This window comes from Stanieria cyanosphaera PCC 7437 (assembly GCF_000317575.1).
Lineage (GTDB): Bacteria > Cyanobacteriota > Cyanobacteriia > Cyanobacteriales > Xenococcaceae > Stanieria > Stanieria cyanosphaera.
Genome location: NC_019748.1, coordinates 2,364,142 through 2,378,751, shown reverse-complemented (window position 1 = coordinate 2,378,751; position 14,610 = coordinate 2,364,142). Strand labels below are relative to the sequence as shown.

Sequence of the window (14,610 nt, the reverse complement as noted above, 5' to 3'; positions counted from 1 at the left end):
ATAATTAATCAGGAAGTATAGGATTATTATTAACGATAAAAACTACATCTTGTAAGTCATAAGCAGAACTAGTTGTATTAGTAGTGCCAAGCTCTACTAAAAAAAGCTCTTCATAACTATTTAAACCATTTAGTAACTGTTGAATAGATTGTTGATCGTAGGCTGCTGGTAGGGCTGGTAATGCATCTTGAGGAGCTAATACTACTTGAGTAGGAGTTGCAGGAGTGCAACTAGAATTAACAAATCTATATTGAAAAGTTAAATCGTTGAGAGAATTAACTGGGAAATAACTTTTTTCATTTAATGACATAGTTTTGACAAGAGCCTGATTATGATAAACATCGACTTTTACATTTATAAGTGGACTATTAGCACCACATTGAATTTGAGAAGCGAGATAAAGTAGTTCAATCATAGTTAATAATATTTGTTGTAAAATACTTAGATTTAAGAATAGTTTTCTTTTAGTTATTCAAAACTAACTTATCAGCTTTTTTACTGTCGACTTATTCGAGTAAAATTTACTATAATTTGATAAAAAGCTAGCTTTTTTTAAAGCTAAGATGAACTAAAGTGAACAATAAAATTAGTTTGGTCAAATTAATACTTAGTCAAATAACCGTAATTACTCTAAAATACTAAGCTGTCTGACACTTTATTTCATTAAAAATGCTGATAGTCATTTGTGGTGCTACGGCTAGTGGTAAATCGAGATTAGCTCTAGAATTAGCTCAACGTCTCAATACAATAATTATTAGTGCTGATTCTCGCCAAGTGTATCAAAAGTTTAATATTGGTACAGCCAAACCTTCAGTTACAGAACAAAAATTAGTACCGCATTACTTAATTGATATTTGCGAACCAACGGAAAATTTTACTTTAGCTGAATATCAAATAAAAGCACAAAATTTAATTTCTGATGCTGCCAACGATCCTCCTTTATTAGTAGGAGGAACTGGGTTATATATCAAATCAATTACTAAAGGCTTAAAAATACCAAGAGTATCGCCTCAACCCGAATTGCGATCGCAACTGATTACTTTAGGACAAACTCAACTATATGCTTGGTTAACTCAAGTCGATGCGATCGCAGCACAAAAAATTCATCCTAACGATCAAGTTAGAACATTAAGAGCTTTAGAAGTATTTTATGTCACGGGTAAGCCGATTTCCCAACAACAAGGAGAAAATCCCCCTGATTATCCTATTTTACAAATTGGTTTAGATGGTGAAGTGGAAGAATTGAACCGTCGCATCGCAATTAGAACTCATCAAATGATCGAATTAGGATTAGTAAAAGAAGTAGCATATTTAATTCAAAAATACGGTCAAGATTTACCTTTATTAAATACTTTAGGTTATGCCGAAATTAAACAGTATTTAGCAGGAGATATTTCTTTAGCTGAAGCGATAGACTTAACAATTTTGCACACTCGTCAATTTGCTAAACGTCAGCGCACTTGGTTTAGAGCTTATCCCGAAATTGAATGGTTTGATGTCAATAATCGCAATTTATTAGAATTAGTTTGGCAAAAAATCCAAGAGTTTAGCCAATCTATTGTCAAAATAACGTAATTCACTGGTAACTGCTCTGAATTACTGTTGTTTTCTAAGAAAATATCATTACTAAGGTGTAACTATTCAACAAGACCTCATATAATGCATTGTTTCTCGGTAGGATTATAAAATATATATTTAAGAGCAGACTTGAAACCATTTCCGGCTTATGCTTTGAAAATGCGATAATAACTTTATTTAAAATCAAAGCTGACGGGAAGCAGAGAATTTTGCTCTCTTCGAGGCCCTTCGGCTAGAAAACCGTGTGCAATACGTAATCGCGTTTAACGATTTTTACTTTATTAATTAAAATAAGTTTAATTCTAATGACAGATTGGCTTGAACATACAGTACAAATAGAAGTTGATGTTCCCATCGAAACTGTATGGGGACTGTGGTCTGATTTAGAACAAATGCCACGTTGGATGAAATGGATTGATTCGGTTGAGGTATTAGCAGATAATCCCGAACTATCTCGTTGGAAATTAGCTAGTGGTGGTTTTAACTTTACTTGGTTATCTCGAATTGTTAAACTTGTTCCTGGTCAAATTATTCAATGGGAATCGGTAGATGGTTTACCTAATCGAGGTGCAGTGAGATTTTATGACCGTCATGGTAGTAGTATTGTCAAGTTAACTGTAGCCTATGGTATCCCCGGGATTTTGGGCAAAATTATGGATAATCTTTTTTTGGGGAGAATTGTTGAATCTACTTTGATGGCTGATATGGAAAGATTTAAAAGTTATGCTCTTAAAACAAAAGTTTGATAGTTAGTGTATCTATTTTCATTGGCGCGCGCGCTCGTTTAAATAACCCGCAACTCAAGCTAATAACCTGTAGAGGTACAAGCTTGGGGTGGTTGTTGAATTTTGAATTCTTCGACTGCACCATCACCATCAAAATCTAGTTGCGCCGAATTAGGGCCGGATAAAAACTGTTCAGGATTAATACCATTATTCGTCAAGATTGGTTTGATATTTACCTGCTGATTACCCAACTGAACTGTTCCATCCGCTAGTACTGCTACTTGTTGTGCTGTACCAGAATCAGTCCAAACCGCACTACCAGGTTGACAAGCAGCTTGACTAGTAGCTTGAGGAGTACCACCAGTCACTCCTCCCACGATTGACCCTAAAATTGGACTAACAACGCCTTGATATACTTGCGAAACTCCATCCATAATTGTGCTGCCACTTAGTACTGGAGTTGGATTAACTGTTGTATTTGCTGCTTGAGGATTAGTAGGGAAAGAGCTAGCTGAGGGATTATTTGGAGTTGGACTAGTGATACTAAGATTGGAATTACTAAAATTAAAGGGAACAGGATTATTAGCTGTTGTAGAATTACCACTTAAATAAACATGATCGACAACTTGTCCTTGGTGAACTCTTTTAGTGATTTGCCAACCAGGTTCAAGAAAAACTCTCATCGCATTAGCAGTTAATCCTTTAGTTCTACCAATAGTTAAATCTGGTAATTTGGGGTCTTTGTGAAAGGCAATTAATTGTAGTTCTCCATTGCGTTCGACTATTTTGTTGACATAGGAAACTGCATCGTCTTGTCCGTTGAGACGGAGAGTATAACCATTAGTGTTGGTAATCCGCTTACAACTGCCTGTATAGTCAAAATTATTTAATAACAAATTTACTGTAACCGGACCAGAACCACTTTCTTGCCAACAAGGTTGTTTACCAGGAATTTGCTCGATAATTTCTAAGCGATATTCTTTATAACCAAAAGGCACAGCTACTGCTAAAAATTGTCCTGAATTAACTGCTTGTTCTTCAAAAGCGACTGCTTTGGAAGTAGAGGTAAAAAGTGGAAGAGCGATCGCTCCTAAAGCTAAAGCTAATAATTTTGTCCGTTGAATAAATGTCATCATTTTTAATAATTTTAACTAAATAACTGCTTAAAAAAAAATTACCAATTCAGAATAAATAATGTTAAATTGTACCAGCGAAACTTAGACCTCATCGTTTCTTACGTTTTTTTTTGGTTTTTATGCAGTTAATTTCTCTTTCTTTAATTAAAAACAAAATTTAAATTTTAGATATCGAGCCAAAAAACAATAGTGCCGTCAACTCCCAACTAAACTGATAGCAGCATAATTGGAAAATTGAACAACACTATATTGTGACAAAATATAAAGTGAGCTTAATAATTGCCACTTTTAATAATTGGTTGGGCAAAATCAAAGAAAACTGAGGCAACCATTGCCAAATATAATTAAGCAATTTTAAACCTCTTTCCGTCTTGAGTAGACGAATTTTCTTCGATCTTTAGTAAGCAAGACCCATACTACGGGTAGTTTCAGGCCCTAAATAGACACGGATACTTAAAAAGTCGGTAGGACAAGCAGTTTCACACCGCTTACAACCTACACAGTCTTCTGTACGAGGAGAGGATGCAATTTGACCAGCTTTACAGCCGTCCCAAGGCACCATTTCTAGTACATCCGTGGGGCAAGCCCGTACGCACTGAGTACAACCAATACAAGTATCGTAGATTTTTACGCTATGAGACATTTAATATCGGCTCCTTATTTACCGAGTGTTCTCCTATGTAAGGGTATTTCTTCGGGATTAAGGGCTAGTTTACCTTATGGCAAGATTCCCCTCATGCAAAAAGCTACATAACTTCAAATTCTGTAACAGGAATTGGCTTAATTATTTTTGATCGGAAACTAAACTACCTAGTGGAATAGGCTTCCTGATGAATAATAGAGCAAGCAACGCCAGTAAATGAATTGACCAATGAGCAATAATTAGTCCCCAAATCAAACAAACAATTGTAGTGCCTACTGCCAATACGCCAAAAATATCATGAGCAGTACGTAAATATAAAATTATACTTCCAAGTGCAGTTATCAATAATAGTAAGGGAAACATGGGGATCATCATTACAATTACCTCTTAATCGGTTTGGTGGTTAAGAGACGCAAAAAGTGTTGTTTGTTTTCTCTACACTTGTTTGATCTTTATACTATTCACTTTACCTTAGCTTTCTGTTCAAAATAGTTATTTAGATAGCCAAATGATCGATATTGTCAAACTTCTTTGCATAACTTCAAATTGAATTTTATTTAACTCATTTGAAAACAATTATTTTGTTCTCAATTTTTAGTTATTGGAGACTGTAAAGTAAATTCTACTAACCAATCTTTCAGATAACGAGTAGCACGACAATCATCTTCGTTATAACGTAAGATTGCTTCCAGTAAAGAGCGATTCTTGGTGGTTAACCATCCATCATACCAACATACGCATTGATCTCCGCTAGCACCAGGGTCACGCCATTGAAAACCTATCCAGTTAGCTAAAGTTTTTAAAGAATAATTTTCTACAGGTAAAAATACTGATTTAGTGATCAAAGAATGTAAGTCTACCGAACGAGATATTATCGATAAAATGTGTTTTTTTTGTGTGCCGTAAAGTTTACCGAGACGTTTAATTGTATCTACCTCGTATTCAGAATAATGATAAATTGGTGCGTAAGGATAAAGATTAACTAAATCTAAAAATTGTTGCCAAATAATTCTTTCACTTTCTGGATTTTCTGCTAAAAACGGATAGAATTTTTCGCTTTTATTTTGTTTGTCTACTACTAAAACGCCTAAAAGATAATCTAAATTAAGGTCTGGTTCAGCTTCAATATCAAAATATAATTCAATTCCTGCATGGGTAATAGTTTTTTTGATGACTGAATTAAGCTCAGATTTTAAGATTGGTTGTTGTTGTAAAATGGCTAGTGCTTGTTTTTTTAATTGAATAGCAATATCTGTACCAATGTTTTCTTCAAGGTTGCGATGAGTTAAATCGGCCAGAGATTCAACTGTTTCAATTCCAATCGAAATTAGATATTCGTAACGTTTAGGAGTTACTCCAGGAATTAAAGACAAATGCTGTTGAGATTTTGCTTGATTATAACAATGACTATACCAATGACATAAATTACATCGCTGACGAGATATAAATACTTCTGGTTCAGCTTCGACTGATAACATTTCAAGACAATCAGCTACGATCGCTCGCATTTTCGGAAGCCAATATTCTAAGTCTATCAAGTAGCTATCTTGTTGACGTAAAATCAGTTGAGATTGACTGGGTAAGACTCCTTGAATAGTCGCTAAAATTTGAGCCTGGAAAGTAGCAATTAGTTTGTATTCTGGTTTAGGACGACGACCTAATTTAACATTGATTGGAAGATAAACCCAATCACCAAAAATAGAGCTACCTGGTTGTTTGATCAGTAAAGTAGGACTTGCCAAAAAAACAATTTCTTCTGTAGAGTTAGAATGTTCTACATTGTCTTCCCAAAGCGATCGCCAATTAAATGCCCTAAGAGCTAATTTTCCGTCATAGATACAATCTACTCCTTGCTGCATTAAGGCAAGAGTTTCAGCAGCTTTATCCCACCATTGTGTTGAGGAAGCGATCGGTTGATGATAGTTTAAACCAAGACAAGCTATCACATTGTTAATATGAGCTTGATGTTCTTTTTTCAACTTCAACAAAAACTCTTTAGTCGCATCTTTTTCTTGAAGATTACCATAAGTATCTAAATAGGTACGGCGACGACAGCGTTTGAAATTTAAGATTTGTTCATCGGTTAATAGCATCATGGCATTTTAGTAAGTCGTCCGCCGACATTGCTGCAATAAAGTCCAGTCTTGGTTAAGATTCTGTAGTTCATCAGATTGCTTCTAGAATAATCGTTATGATTAGCTTGAGATAAAAAATTATTGATTCGAGATATACTGACAAAAATTCACAATCCCTGATTATTATGACTAGCAGTTTCCAGACAACTACAATCGAACAACATCGACAGCAGTTTCCTGGACTACATAATAAAACTTATTTTAACTTTGGCGGTCAAGGAATGATGGCTCGCCCTGCCTTAGACGCAATTATGAACGCTCATGAATATATTCAACAAGTGGGGCCATTTTCTGTAGAAATTAATGCTTGGATTGGCAAAAATATTGCTCGTTTAAGAACCACGATTGCCGAAGAATTAGCAACTACACCCGAAACAATTACGATCGCAGAAAATGTAACTGCTGGTTGTAATATTCCACTCTGGGGGATAAATTGGCAAGCGGGTGAGCAAATTTTAATGACTGATTGCGAACATCCAGGAGTAATTGCTACTGTCGGCGAAATTGCTCGTCGTTTTGGGGTTGAAGTAGTTATTTGTCCGATTTTAAAAACTTTAAATCAAGGCGATCCTGTCGCCATTATTGAGCAACATCTTACTCCTCAGACTCGTTTAGTAGTGTTGAGTCATTTGTTATGGAATACGGGACAAGTTTTACCTCTAGCAGAAATAGTTCAACTTTGTCATACTTATCCTGCGAGTAACAACAAAATTCAAGTCTTAGTAGATGGGGCGCAGTCAGTTGGTTGTTTGGCTTTAAATTTACCTCAATTACAAGTAGATTATTATGCTTTTACTGGGCATAAATGGTTATGTGGCCCTGCTGGAGTAGGCGGATTGTATATTAGTCCTGAAGCTTTTAGTCAACTGCAACCGACTTTTATTGGTTGGCGTGGCGTAGAAACCGATGCCCAGGGACAACCGCAACAGTGGAAAGAAGACGGGAGAAAATTTGAAGTTGCTACTTCTGCTTATCCTGAATATGAAGGGTTAAGACAAGCGATCGCAACTAATCAACGATGGGGTGATGCTAAAGCACGCTATCAAAGAATTTGTCAATTAAGTAGTTATCTGTGGGAAAGATTAACTCAAATTAAAGCAATTAAGTGTTTAAAAGATACTCCCCCTCAATCAGGATTGGTTTCTTTTCAAATTAAAGAGAATCCTAATCACGACGCTTTAGTCAAATCTTTAGAAGCTCAAGGATTTTTTCTCAGAACTATTTATCATCCCGATTGCATTCGCGCCTGTGTTCATTATCTAACTTTACCTGAAGAGATTGATCGATTAGTTGAGGCAATTGAGGCGAGTTTTTAAATTCTACCAAACAAGTAGCAGCTAGCGCGATCGCCCTAATGCGATCGCGCTATTGGTTTTGCTGTATTAAACGGTGATTATTTAATTAGTAATTAGTAATTACTTAAACAACAATCTATTGGTAGCAAATATTTTACTAATTGATATTAACTAGCTACACTGCTTACCACACCTTTGAGGGCTGCAATACCTTGTTCAATACTAGCCCAAAGTCCCATATCTGGCTCTTTACCAGCCATTTCTCGCGTTCCGACAAAGTAAAGAACACCTTTAAGAACTTCTTGATGAGCGCGATTTTCAAAATTGACTTTATTAAGAGGTTCTACCGCAGCTTGTAGTTTATCGTCTAAAGACTGAGCAACTTTATGAATTACTAATCCATTCATCGTCTGTTGATGCTTGAGCAACTCAAACTGAAAGAATTTATCATACAATGTAAGCTCAGAGCCATCCATCATTTGACTGACTTTTTCAGCGTGTTTTTGAGTGATATCGCGGGGTTGAGCGGTACTACCAACTTGAGCAATAGCCTTTTCAATCGAGCCAAGATTTTCGCGATCGCTTGTAATCATTTTTTCTAGTCGCTCGCGGATCGTTTGATCATCTGTCGCTGCCATTAGTTTTTGAGCGCATTCGATTAAAACGTTTTGAAACAGCTTTAGATCTGCAAGCTTTGTTTCTAGGGTTGTCATATCAGCCATCGCTATGATCTCCAAATCAAATTTAGATAAATTACAGTAAGTTAAACTATTCCTTTTACGATAACCAGGAGATTGAGCGATTCCCCTCCTTCTTGAGAAAGATTCTTTTTAAAATTTTCTAGGGATAAAGACGTATTTAATACCAAATCAAATAATATTTTTGTAGGGGCGATTGGCCAATCGCCCTTACAGGATGTGTCGCATCCTTTTTTCAAATTGGTATAAGAAGCAAATTAAAAGTTGATCATGAAATTTGTGGTGAATTTCTTTGTAAACTTAAACGATAACGATAGATAGCCACAGGACGATTAATTGCTTTAAAATAATCAGGGTCTTGAGGAGAAAGATAAATTGCGGTAAACTGGTCAGCTTTGATTAAATCTGGTTGAATTAATTGATAAGAGGTAGTAGTTTCTACTTTATTTAAATAAATTCTTTGGGGACTGCGGAATAATTGTTGAGTGACTTCTGTAGCAATAAATCGCTCTGCATTTGGTATTTCACTAGCACGCTCAGTTACAGTTGAAATTAACTTGCGTCCGCCTTTGAGCAAAGTAATTTGTTGATTGGGATTTTCTGGATCGACTTTAACTTTGAAAACGCTACCATTCCCCAAATAAGCTTGAGCAATATTTTGACTATTAAAAACGCGATCTGCAACTACTGGTATTTGATTAAAACTTTGGGGTAATAATAAATTCTTGTCTGCAATAAAATATTCCTTACCAAATCTTACCTGAAAGTTGACTGGTTGATTTAAATACTTTTGATTGGTTTCAAACCCAGGCGTAACTAAATCTGGTGCTAGAGGTGCAACTTGTTCGGTTAAAGTACTGGTAACATTCCAAGTCCCATTAATCCATTCAGGATAAACTAAATCTCCCTTAGCAATTTGTACTGGTGGTTTACTATTCCAGTTGGGATATTGCTCAATTCGATCTGCTAGTACCGAAGCTACTGCGACTTGACTATAACTAAAAAAAATAATTAATAAAAATAAAGCGATCCGAAGCAAAAAAACCATAAAATTATCATGACTCAGCCAATTATCAGCATTATTATCCCAGTTTTTAACGAAGCAGCAATTATTCAAACAGCTATTGAGCGACTTAAAGACAATCAAGACGTTGAAGTAATTATTGTAGATGGTGGGAGTCAGGATCGAAGTGTTGAACTTGTTTTGGCAATGGGTGTTAGTTTTGCAGAGAGAGGGAGATGGGGAGACGGGGAGAATAAGCTTAAATTAATGATTGCATCTGAACCTGGAAGAGCTTACCAAATGAATGCAGGTGCAGCAATAGCGAAAGGAGATATTCTGCTTTTTCTTCATGCAGATACTCAATTACCTGCTAATTATCAATCATTAATTTTAGAAACCCTATCTTCATCTCAAGTAATTGCTGGTGCTTTTGAATTAGCTATTGATAGTCAAACAAAATCTTTTAGATTAATTGAAACAATGGTCAACTTGCGATCGCGTTTGTTATCTCTTCCCTATGGCGATCAAGCTATTTTCCTCAAAAAATCTACTTTTGATAAGCTTGGAGGCTATCCTAACTTAGCAATCATGGAAGACTTTGAATTGATCGAAAGATTAAAAAGTCATGGCAAAATAGTTATCGCATCTGCTGCGGTGTTAACTTCTCCCCGTCGTTGGCAAAAACTAGGAGTGTGGCAAACTACTGCGATCAATCAATTGATTATTTTGGGTTACTATCTAGGTATTTCTCCGACAAAACTACGAAATTTTTATCGACAAATAGGCAGAAACAAAAAATTTTGAACTTTAGTACAGACGTGTCGCCGACACGTCTCTAACTTTTAACTTTGACCTATTTATTTAATTATTGACCAACTCCCAACTCATTTTTAAAGTGGCCCAAACATTGACATCTAAAGCATAAACATCATTAGCAAAACCGATAATCTCCGTACCGACTTGACTAGCTAAGTGTAAATCTTGCATCAGTGCTTTTGCTACTTCCAAAGAATTAGCGAGATTAAGAATTGCTTCCGACTCAAATTTTAAATTAGGTGGTGCAGAGATAGCAGCCAAAGTTTGTTTAAATGGTAACGTCGAAAAAATACCATACAGACTGATCATTCCTGAAGAACCAGCAATTTTCCATTGCCAAGCGTCTTGAGTTTCAGGTAAGTTTAATTTTTGACCAGGAGCGATCGCAATATCTTGTAATTTAAATTGCTCTTCCTTACTATTGTATTGAGGTGGATAAAGTACAAATAAATTGCGGTCAGCATCTATCCCCAAAACGATACCATAAAGAGTGCGATCGGTATAATTATTTAGTTGTAATCGTAGTGAAGAACCACTATTAATCGTAGGAAAATCAGTTTGGGTTAAAGATAAATCTTGAGAAGCAAGTTGATTAAGTAATTTGGCTGCACGGGTAGACCTTTGCAGAATCAAAGAGCTATTATTTTTATCAATTGATTCTAAAAAAATTCCCACAGGTAAACGCGAAGAAGTTTGATTAAAAGTTAATTCTAGCCATTTGACTGCCAATAAATTTTTAAACTGAGGTGTTAATCTCGTAATTGCTGATTTGACTGCTTCATTAGCTACTCCTACTGTATGGGGTATTGTGATACCACTAACAGAAGATAAACCATAACCAAAAGAAGTGGTAGTGCTTGTGCCACTCTCTCCTACGTTAGAATCAGACTGAGTAGCAACTGCTTTAGAAACGGTACGCTCTATTTTACCAAACAAACAATCTACATTTGGTTCTCCTACTGAAATTGCCCCGTCAACTACTCCAATGTTGGCAAAAGCACTGGTAGCGTCAACTCGTTCGATTCTTTCTAAATTTCGGTCTAAACCGACTATTAAACCAACATTACGAGGAATTACCCGAATATATTCTTGAACTAATTGTCCTACCTTAATTGGATTGACAACATCTTTTTGATGAAGGATTTGGGCTTTTGCCATCAAGCCATCACGCGAACGAATTTGTACTAAAGTTAATTCTTCCGATGAAGTTGAATTATCGGGATTGACTACCAACAAACAAGAACTAACTCCATAATAATCAATGATTTTAGCAGGTAATCCTGTCAATTTTAAAGAAACTGAGTCATTATCGCCAATATTTTTAATAATTCCTTCTGCCCCTATCAAACTAGTTGGCATCAAATAATAAGTAAATAAAGGTTGAGAGTCACCAATAATTGTGGGTTGTTGTTGATTCCCCATGACATTTTTAACTGTTTCGGTAACTCTTTCTAATGTTACTTGTACCCGATTAGGTGCGGTAACTTCCCAAAGATACTGAGTCAAGGCATAAGTAAATAAACCAGCACTAAAATTATTCCAGCGTTTTTCGACAGCAATTTGATCTTGACTAGCAGCAGCTAAAACTATTCCAGGATGAACTGATTTTCCCTTAAGACTTGCTAGTTTAATTTGTAATTGTTCACGAAAAGCTATTTCTTCAGGACTAGCACGTTCAGCAACTTCTAAAAAAGAACGAACTCGTAAATTGCCTTTCATTGATTGCTTGCTATTAATAAAGCTAGTATCTAATACCATTGTAACTTTTTCGGTCAAGAGCGATCGCGCTAACCAAATTAAAGTTTCTTCAAGTAAATCATTCCCTACTGGTGTTCCTTTAGTAGCTAAAATCCCATCTATAGGCAACAAACTATTAACTAACTGATAATTTATTACTGCTTCTTCACTAGTAGCGATATCAGAAGAAGGAATTTTGACTTGACTACCATAACCACTAAAGTGAAACACCACTACATCTTCTGGTTGCGCTTGTTCTCTTAGATGTTCTACAAAAGCAGTTTCAATATTTTCTCTTGTAGCTTGTTGATTGGTTAAAGTCACAATATCTTTGGCATTAAAACCAAAGCGATTAATCAGTAGTTCCTGTTGTAGTTCGACATCAGTCACACAACCATCAAGCTGATGCTGAGAATAGTCATTAACCCCAACCAAAAGAGCTAATTTCCGATTAGTTGTTTGTGCTAAAGCCTGCCCATAAGCTTTGATTTGAGGGACTTTAAGACCAATTCTTGTCTCTCCTATTCCCAAACTTAGCAGAGCTAATCCTGCCTGTTGCAACAAAGTTCGCCGATTTAATTTCATATCAGCCATAAGCTTTCAGAATCTCAGCTATCAGCCTACCAGGAATAACTGTTAATTGTCGGATAATAGTAAAAAAGGTTACAAGTAAAAGTCAAGTAACTTTCAACTCGTAACCAATTAAAAATTTTTATATAAAACTTTTAAGACTCAATTTGCATTGCTCTAGCTAACTCAGCAGCTACTTTAGGACGAGAAAACTGTGGAGGTGGTAATTCTCCTCGACGTAGCATTTCTCTTACTTTAGTACCCGATAAATGAATTCGCTCTTCTTTAGTGCTAGGACTAGTTTTGGAAGTCGCCATTTGGTCTGTGCGAGTACAGTAAAAAGCGTGTTCAAATTTTAACGGAACAATCCCCAATTCTTCAGGTTTGAATTGATCAAAAATGTATTGAGCATCGTAAGTGCCATAATAATCGCCTACTCCGGCATGGTCACGACCAACAATAAAATGAGTACAGCCATAATTTTTACGAATCAAAGCGTGAAAAATTGCTTCTCTCGGCCCAGCATAGCGCATTGCGGAGGGATTAATCGCTAAAATTACTCTGTCTTGAGGAAAATAATTTTCCAGCATGATTTCGTAGCAACGCATCCTCACATCAGCAGGAATATCATCGCTTTTGGTTGCACCTACCAAAGGATGCAAAAATAAACCATCAACAATTTCTAAAGCACATTTGATAATATATTCGTGGGCGCGGTGAATAGGATTACGGGTTTGAAAGCCGACCACTGTTTTCCATCCTTTCTCCCTAAACATTGCTCTTGAGGCAGCAGGATCGATTTGATAAGCAGGAAAAAGAGGATGAGATTCTCGCTCAAGTAACCACACTGGTCCAGCTAAATTAATTGCACCTTGTTCGTAAACTACTTTGACTCCAGGATGTTTATCTTCATCGGTACGATAAACGTTAACCGCTTCATGAACTTTGTTGTAACGGTATTTTTCGTTTAACTCTAACACCCCAATAAAATTTCCGTCAGAATCATCTAAACGAATCCAACTTCCTTCTTGCAAAGGTGCTGCTACTTCTTCACTTACAGATAAAGTTATAGGAACTGACCAAGGTAGTCCATTAGCCAGACGCATATCATCAACTACACTTTCATAGTCTGCTTGTGTCATGAAACCTTTGAGAGGGCTAAAACCACCAATGGCAATCATGATTAAATCTGAGGTAGCTCGCTCGTCTAATTGTAATCTGGGTAAAAAATTAGCTTGAGCTAAAAATTCTTCTTTTTCTTTTGCTGTGGCAATACGATTGATTAGATGACCACCGTGGGGGGCTATTGTATCTGTATTCAAACTCATATTCATATTATATTATTAGCTGCCTGCGAGCAACGATTCTAACAAACTCTTGAAAATTACGATGTTACTTTAGCAATCAATTACCAAAATAATTTTTCGTAATTTTTTATCCTAAAACTTGTTAACTTATGTTAAGTAAAACATATTTTGTGTCACTATGCATCTTAATTTTTGGAAAAAGATTTTATTAGCAAGTTGCCTAATTGTTCTAATTTCTTTTAATTTTTTAGCTTCGGCCCAAGCACTAGGAGGACAACAACCTGCTTTAAATCTACCAGCACCAGAATTTACTCTTCCAACTAATACAGGTGATGGAAAAATTTCCCTTTCTGACTATCAAGGTAAGTGGGTAGTTTTGTATTTTTATCCCAAAGATTTTACTCCTGGTTGTACTTTAGAAGCTCGTCGTTTTCAACAAGATCTAGCCAAGTATCAAGCAAGAAATGCTCAAATTATTGGTATTAGTACTGATGACGTTGCTTCTCATACTGAGTTTTGTGATTCTGAAGGATTAAAATTTCCTTTGTTAGCAGATACAGATGGTAGTGTTAGTAAAGCTTATGGTTCTTGGTTAGGTTCAATGTCTTTGCGTCATACTTATTTAATCGATCCCCAAGGAATTTTGCGAGAGATATTTTTAGGTGTTCGACCTAGTATTCACAGTCAAGAAGTTTTAGCTAATTTAGACCGCTTAATTGCTGTTAATTAATCATAAATCATTCGTTAGTATCTTGCGCGATTTGCACTTATGATATCGCAACAATTAAGTTTAATTTGTTTTAGCATAGTGTTGAAGACCAAAATAAAAACTAATAAAACGGTCTTCAACTTTGTAATCTTGTTATTTATGACTAAAATTTTGAGGTTAGCTTACTATATTTAAAGGTAAATAAATACTATTTTTCCTTTGCTCAAGTAAACTACTATATTTTATTTCTTATTCGAG

Annotated in this window: 14 protein-coding genes; 5 read left to right on the top strand and 9 right to left on the bottom strand. The window is 35.8% G+C overall.

Annotated features, from left to right (window positions below; translation table 11 throughout):
• Positions 1 to 4: 4 nt before the first annotated feature.
• Positions 5 to 415 carry a hypothetical protein gene (locus STA7437_RS10390; protein ID WP_015193340.1) on the bottom strand — a complete coding sequence of 137 codons (411 nt, stop codon included), beginning with the start codon at positions 413 to 415 and terminating at the stop codon, positions 5 to 7.
• Between the two features lie 254 nt (positions 416 to 669).
• Here STA7437_RS10390 and miaA point away from each other — a divergent pair, with 254 nt between their 5' ends.
• Positions 670 to 1,575: a tRNA (adenosine(37)-N6)-dimethylallyltransferase MiaA gene (miaA, locus tag STA7437_RS10385; RefSeq protein ID WP_015193339.1), complete on the top strand. Its 906-nt coding sequence runs from the start codon at positions 670 to 672 to the stop codon at positions 1,573 to 1,575.
• A 308-nt stretch (positions 1,576 to 1,883) separates the two neighbouring features.
• Positions 1,884 to 2,324: an SRPBCC family protein gene (locus STA7437_RS10380; RefSeq protein WP_015193338.1), complete on the top strand. Its 441-nt coding sequence runs from the start codon at positions 1,884 to 1,886 to the stop codon at positions 2,322 to 2,324.
• A 59-nt stretch (positions 2,325 to 2,383) separates the two neighbouring features.
• On the opposite strand, the gene STA7437_RS24845 is transcribed toward STA7437_RS10380, so the two are convergent.
• From STA7437_RS24845 to STA7437_RS10360, 4 genes are all read right to left on the bottom strand, one after another.
• Entirely contained in the window at positions 2,384 to 3,439 is a 1,056-nt protein-coding gene (locus tag STA7437_RS24845; protein WP_150109055.1) for a DUF3747 domain-containing protein, read from the bottom strand.
• A 397-nt stretch (positions 3,440 to 3,836) separates the two neighbouring features.
• The gene (psaC, locus tag STA7437_RS10370; RefSeq protein ID WP_015193336.1) at positions 3,837 to 4,082 is read right to left on the bottom strand and encodes a photosystem I iron-sulfur center protein PsaC; all 246 of its coding nucleotides are present in this window, start codon (positions 4,080 to 4,082) and stop codon (positions 3,837 to 3,839) included.
• A 141-nt stretch (positions 4,083 to 4,223) separates the two neighbouring features.
• Entirely contained in the window at positions 4,224 to 4,457 is a 234-nt protein-coding gene (locus tag STA7437_RS10365) for a hypothetical protein (protein ID WP_015193335.1), read from the bottom strand.
• A gap of 212 nt (positions 4,458 to 4,669) precedes the next feature.
• Entirely contained in the window at positions 4,670 to 6,175 is a 1,506-nt protein-coding gene (locus STA7437_RS10360; protein ID WP_041619314.1) for a TM0106 family RecB-like putative nuclease, read from the bottom strand.
• 167 nt (positions 6,176 to 6,342) lie between these two features.
• Here STA7437_RS10360 and STA7437_RS10355 point away from each other — a divergent pair, with 167 nt between their 5' ends.
• Positions 6,343 to 7,533 (top strand): aminotransferase class V-fold PLP-dependent enzyme, encoded by a 1,191-nt coding sequence (locus tag STA7437_RS10355; protein WP_015193333.1) that lies wholly within the window; start codon positions 6,343 to 6,345, stop codon positions 7,531 to 7,533.
• 146 nt (positions 7,534 to 7,679) lie between these two features.
• Here the strand turns inward: STA7437_RS10355 and STA7437_RS10350 are convergent, their stop codons facing one another.
• A complete protein-coding gene (locus tag STA7437_RS10350; RefSeq protein ID WP_015193332.1) occupies positions 7,680 to 8,234 on the bottom strand; it encodes a hypothetical protein in 555 nt (184 codons plus the stop codon).
• A 244-nt stretch (positions 8,235 to 8,478) separates the two neighbouring features.
• The gene (locus STA7437_RS10345) at positions 8,479 to 9,258 is read right to left on the bottom strand and encodes a DUF6816 family protein (protein ID WP_015193331.1); all 780 of its coding nucleotides are present in this window, start codon (positions 9,256 to 9,258) and stop codon (positions 8,479 to 8,481) included.
• 9 nt (positions 9,259 to 9,267) lie between these two features.
• On the opposite strand from STA7437_RS10345, the gene STA7437_RS10340 reads away from it, so the two are divergent.
• On the top strand, positions 9,268 to 10,017 hold the full coding sequence (locus STA7437_RS10340) for a TIGR04283 family arsenosugar biosynthesis glycosyltransferase (protein ID WP_015193330.1): 750 nt from the start codon (positions 9,268 to 9,270) through the stop codon (positions 10,015 to 10,017).
• A 57-nt stretch (positions 10,018 to 10,074) separates the two neighbouring features.
• On the opposite strand, the gene STA7437_RS10335 is transcribed toward STA7437_RS10340, so the two are convergent.
• Positions 10,075 to 12,360: a caspase family protein gene (locus STA7437_RS10335; RefSeq protein WP_015193329.1), complete on the bottom strand. Its 2,286-nt coding sequence runs from the start codon at positions 12,358 to 12,360 to the stop codon at positions 10,075 to 10,077.
• 131 nt (positions 12,361 to 12,491) lie between these two features.
• Positions 12,492 to 13,664: a sulfate adenylyltransferase gene (gene sat / locus STA7437_RS10330; RefSeq protein WP_041619309.1), complete on the bottom strand. Its 1,173-nt coding sequence runs from the start codon at positions 13,662 to 13,664 to the stop codon at positions 12,492 to 12,494.
• A 157-nt stretch (positions 13,665 to 13,821) separates the two neighbouring features.
• Here sat and STA7437_RS10325 point away from each other — a divergent pair, with 157 nt between their 5' ends.
• Positions 13,822 to 14,373 carry a peroxiredoxin gene (locus STA7437_RS10325; RefSeq protein WP_015193327.1) on the top strand — a complete coding sequence of 184 codons (552 nt, stop codon included), beginning with the start codon at positions 13,822 to 13,824 and terminating at the stop codon, positions 14,371 to 14,373.
• Positions 14,374 to 14,610 lie beyond the last annotated feature (237 nt).

What these genes read in the sequence shown, in the direction of transcription:
- STA7437_RS10360 (WP_041619314.1), bottom strand. Translation starts at nt 6,175, where the DNA reads ATGCTATTAACCGATGAACAAATCTTAAATTTCAAACGCTGTCGTCGC.
- miaA (WP_015193339.1), top strand. Translation starts at nt 670, where the DNA reads ATGCTGATAGTCATTTGTGGTGCTACGGCTAGTGGTAAATCGAGATTA.
- STA7437_RS10345 (WP_015193331.1), bottom strand. Translation starts at nt 9,258, where the DNA reads ATGGTTTTTTTGCTTCGGATCGCTTTATTTTTATTAATTATTTTTTTT.
- STA7437_RS10335 (WP_015193329.1), bottom strand. Translation starts at nt 12,360, where the DNA reads ATGGCTGATATGAAATTAAATCGGCGAACTTTGTTGCAACAGGCAGGA.
- STA7437_RS10350 (WP_015193332.1), bottom strand. Translation starts at nt 8,234, where the DNA reads ATGGCTGATATGACAACCCTAGAAACAAAGCTTGCAGATCTAAAGCTG.
- STA7437_RS10380 (WP_015193338.1), top strand. Translation starts at nt 1,884, where the DNA reads ATGACAGATTGGCTTGAACATACAGTACAAATAGAAGTTGATGTTCCC.
- STA7437_RS24845 (WP_150109055.1), bottom strand. Translation starts at nt 3,439, where the DNA reads ATGATGACATTTATTCAACGGACAAAATTATTAGCTTTAGCTTTAGGA.
- STA7437_RS10365 (WP_015193335.1), bottom strand. Translation starts at nt 4,457, where the DNA reads ATGATGATCCCCATGTTTCCCTTACTATTATTGATAACTGCACTTGGA.
- STA7437_RS10340 (WP_015193330.1), top strand. Translation starts at nt 9,268, where the DNA reads ATGACTCAGCCAATTATCAGCATTATTATCCCAGTTTTTAACGAAGCA.
- psaC (WP_015193336.1), bottom strand. Translation starts at nt 4,082, where the DNA reads ATGTCTCATAGCGTAAAAATCTACGATACTTGTATTGGTTGTACTCAG.
- STA7437_RS10390 (WP_015193340.1), bottom strand. Translation starts at nt 415, where the DNA reads ATGATTGAACTACTTTATCTCGCTTCTCAAATTCAATGTGGTGCTAAT.
- STA7437_RS10355 (WP_015193333.1), top strand. Translation starts at nt 6,343, where the DNA reads ATGACTAGCAGTTTCCAGACAACTACAATCGAACAACATCGACAGCAG.
- sat (WP_041619309.1), bottom strand. Translation starts at nt 13,664, where the DNA reads ATGAGTTTGAATACAGATACAATAGCCCCCCACGGTGGTCATCTAATC.
- STA7437_RS10325 (WP_015193327.1), top strand. Translation starts at nt 13,822, where the DNA reads ATGCATCTTAATTTTTGGAAAAAGATTTTATTAGCAAGTTGCCTAATT.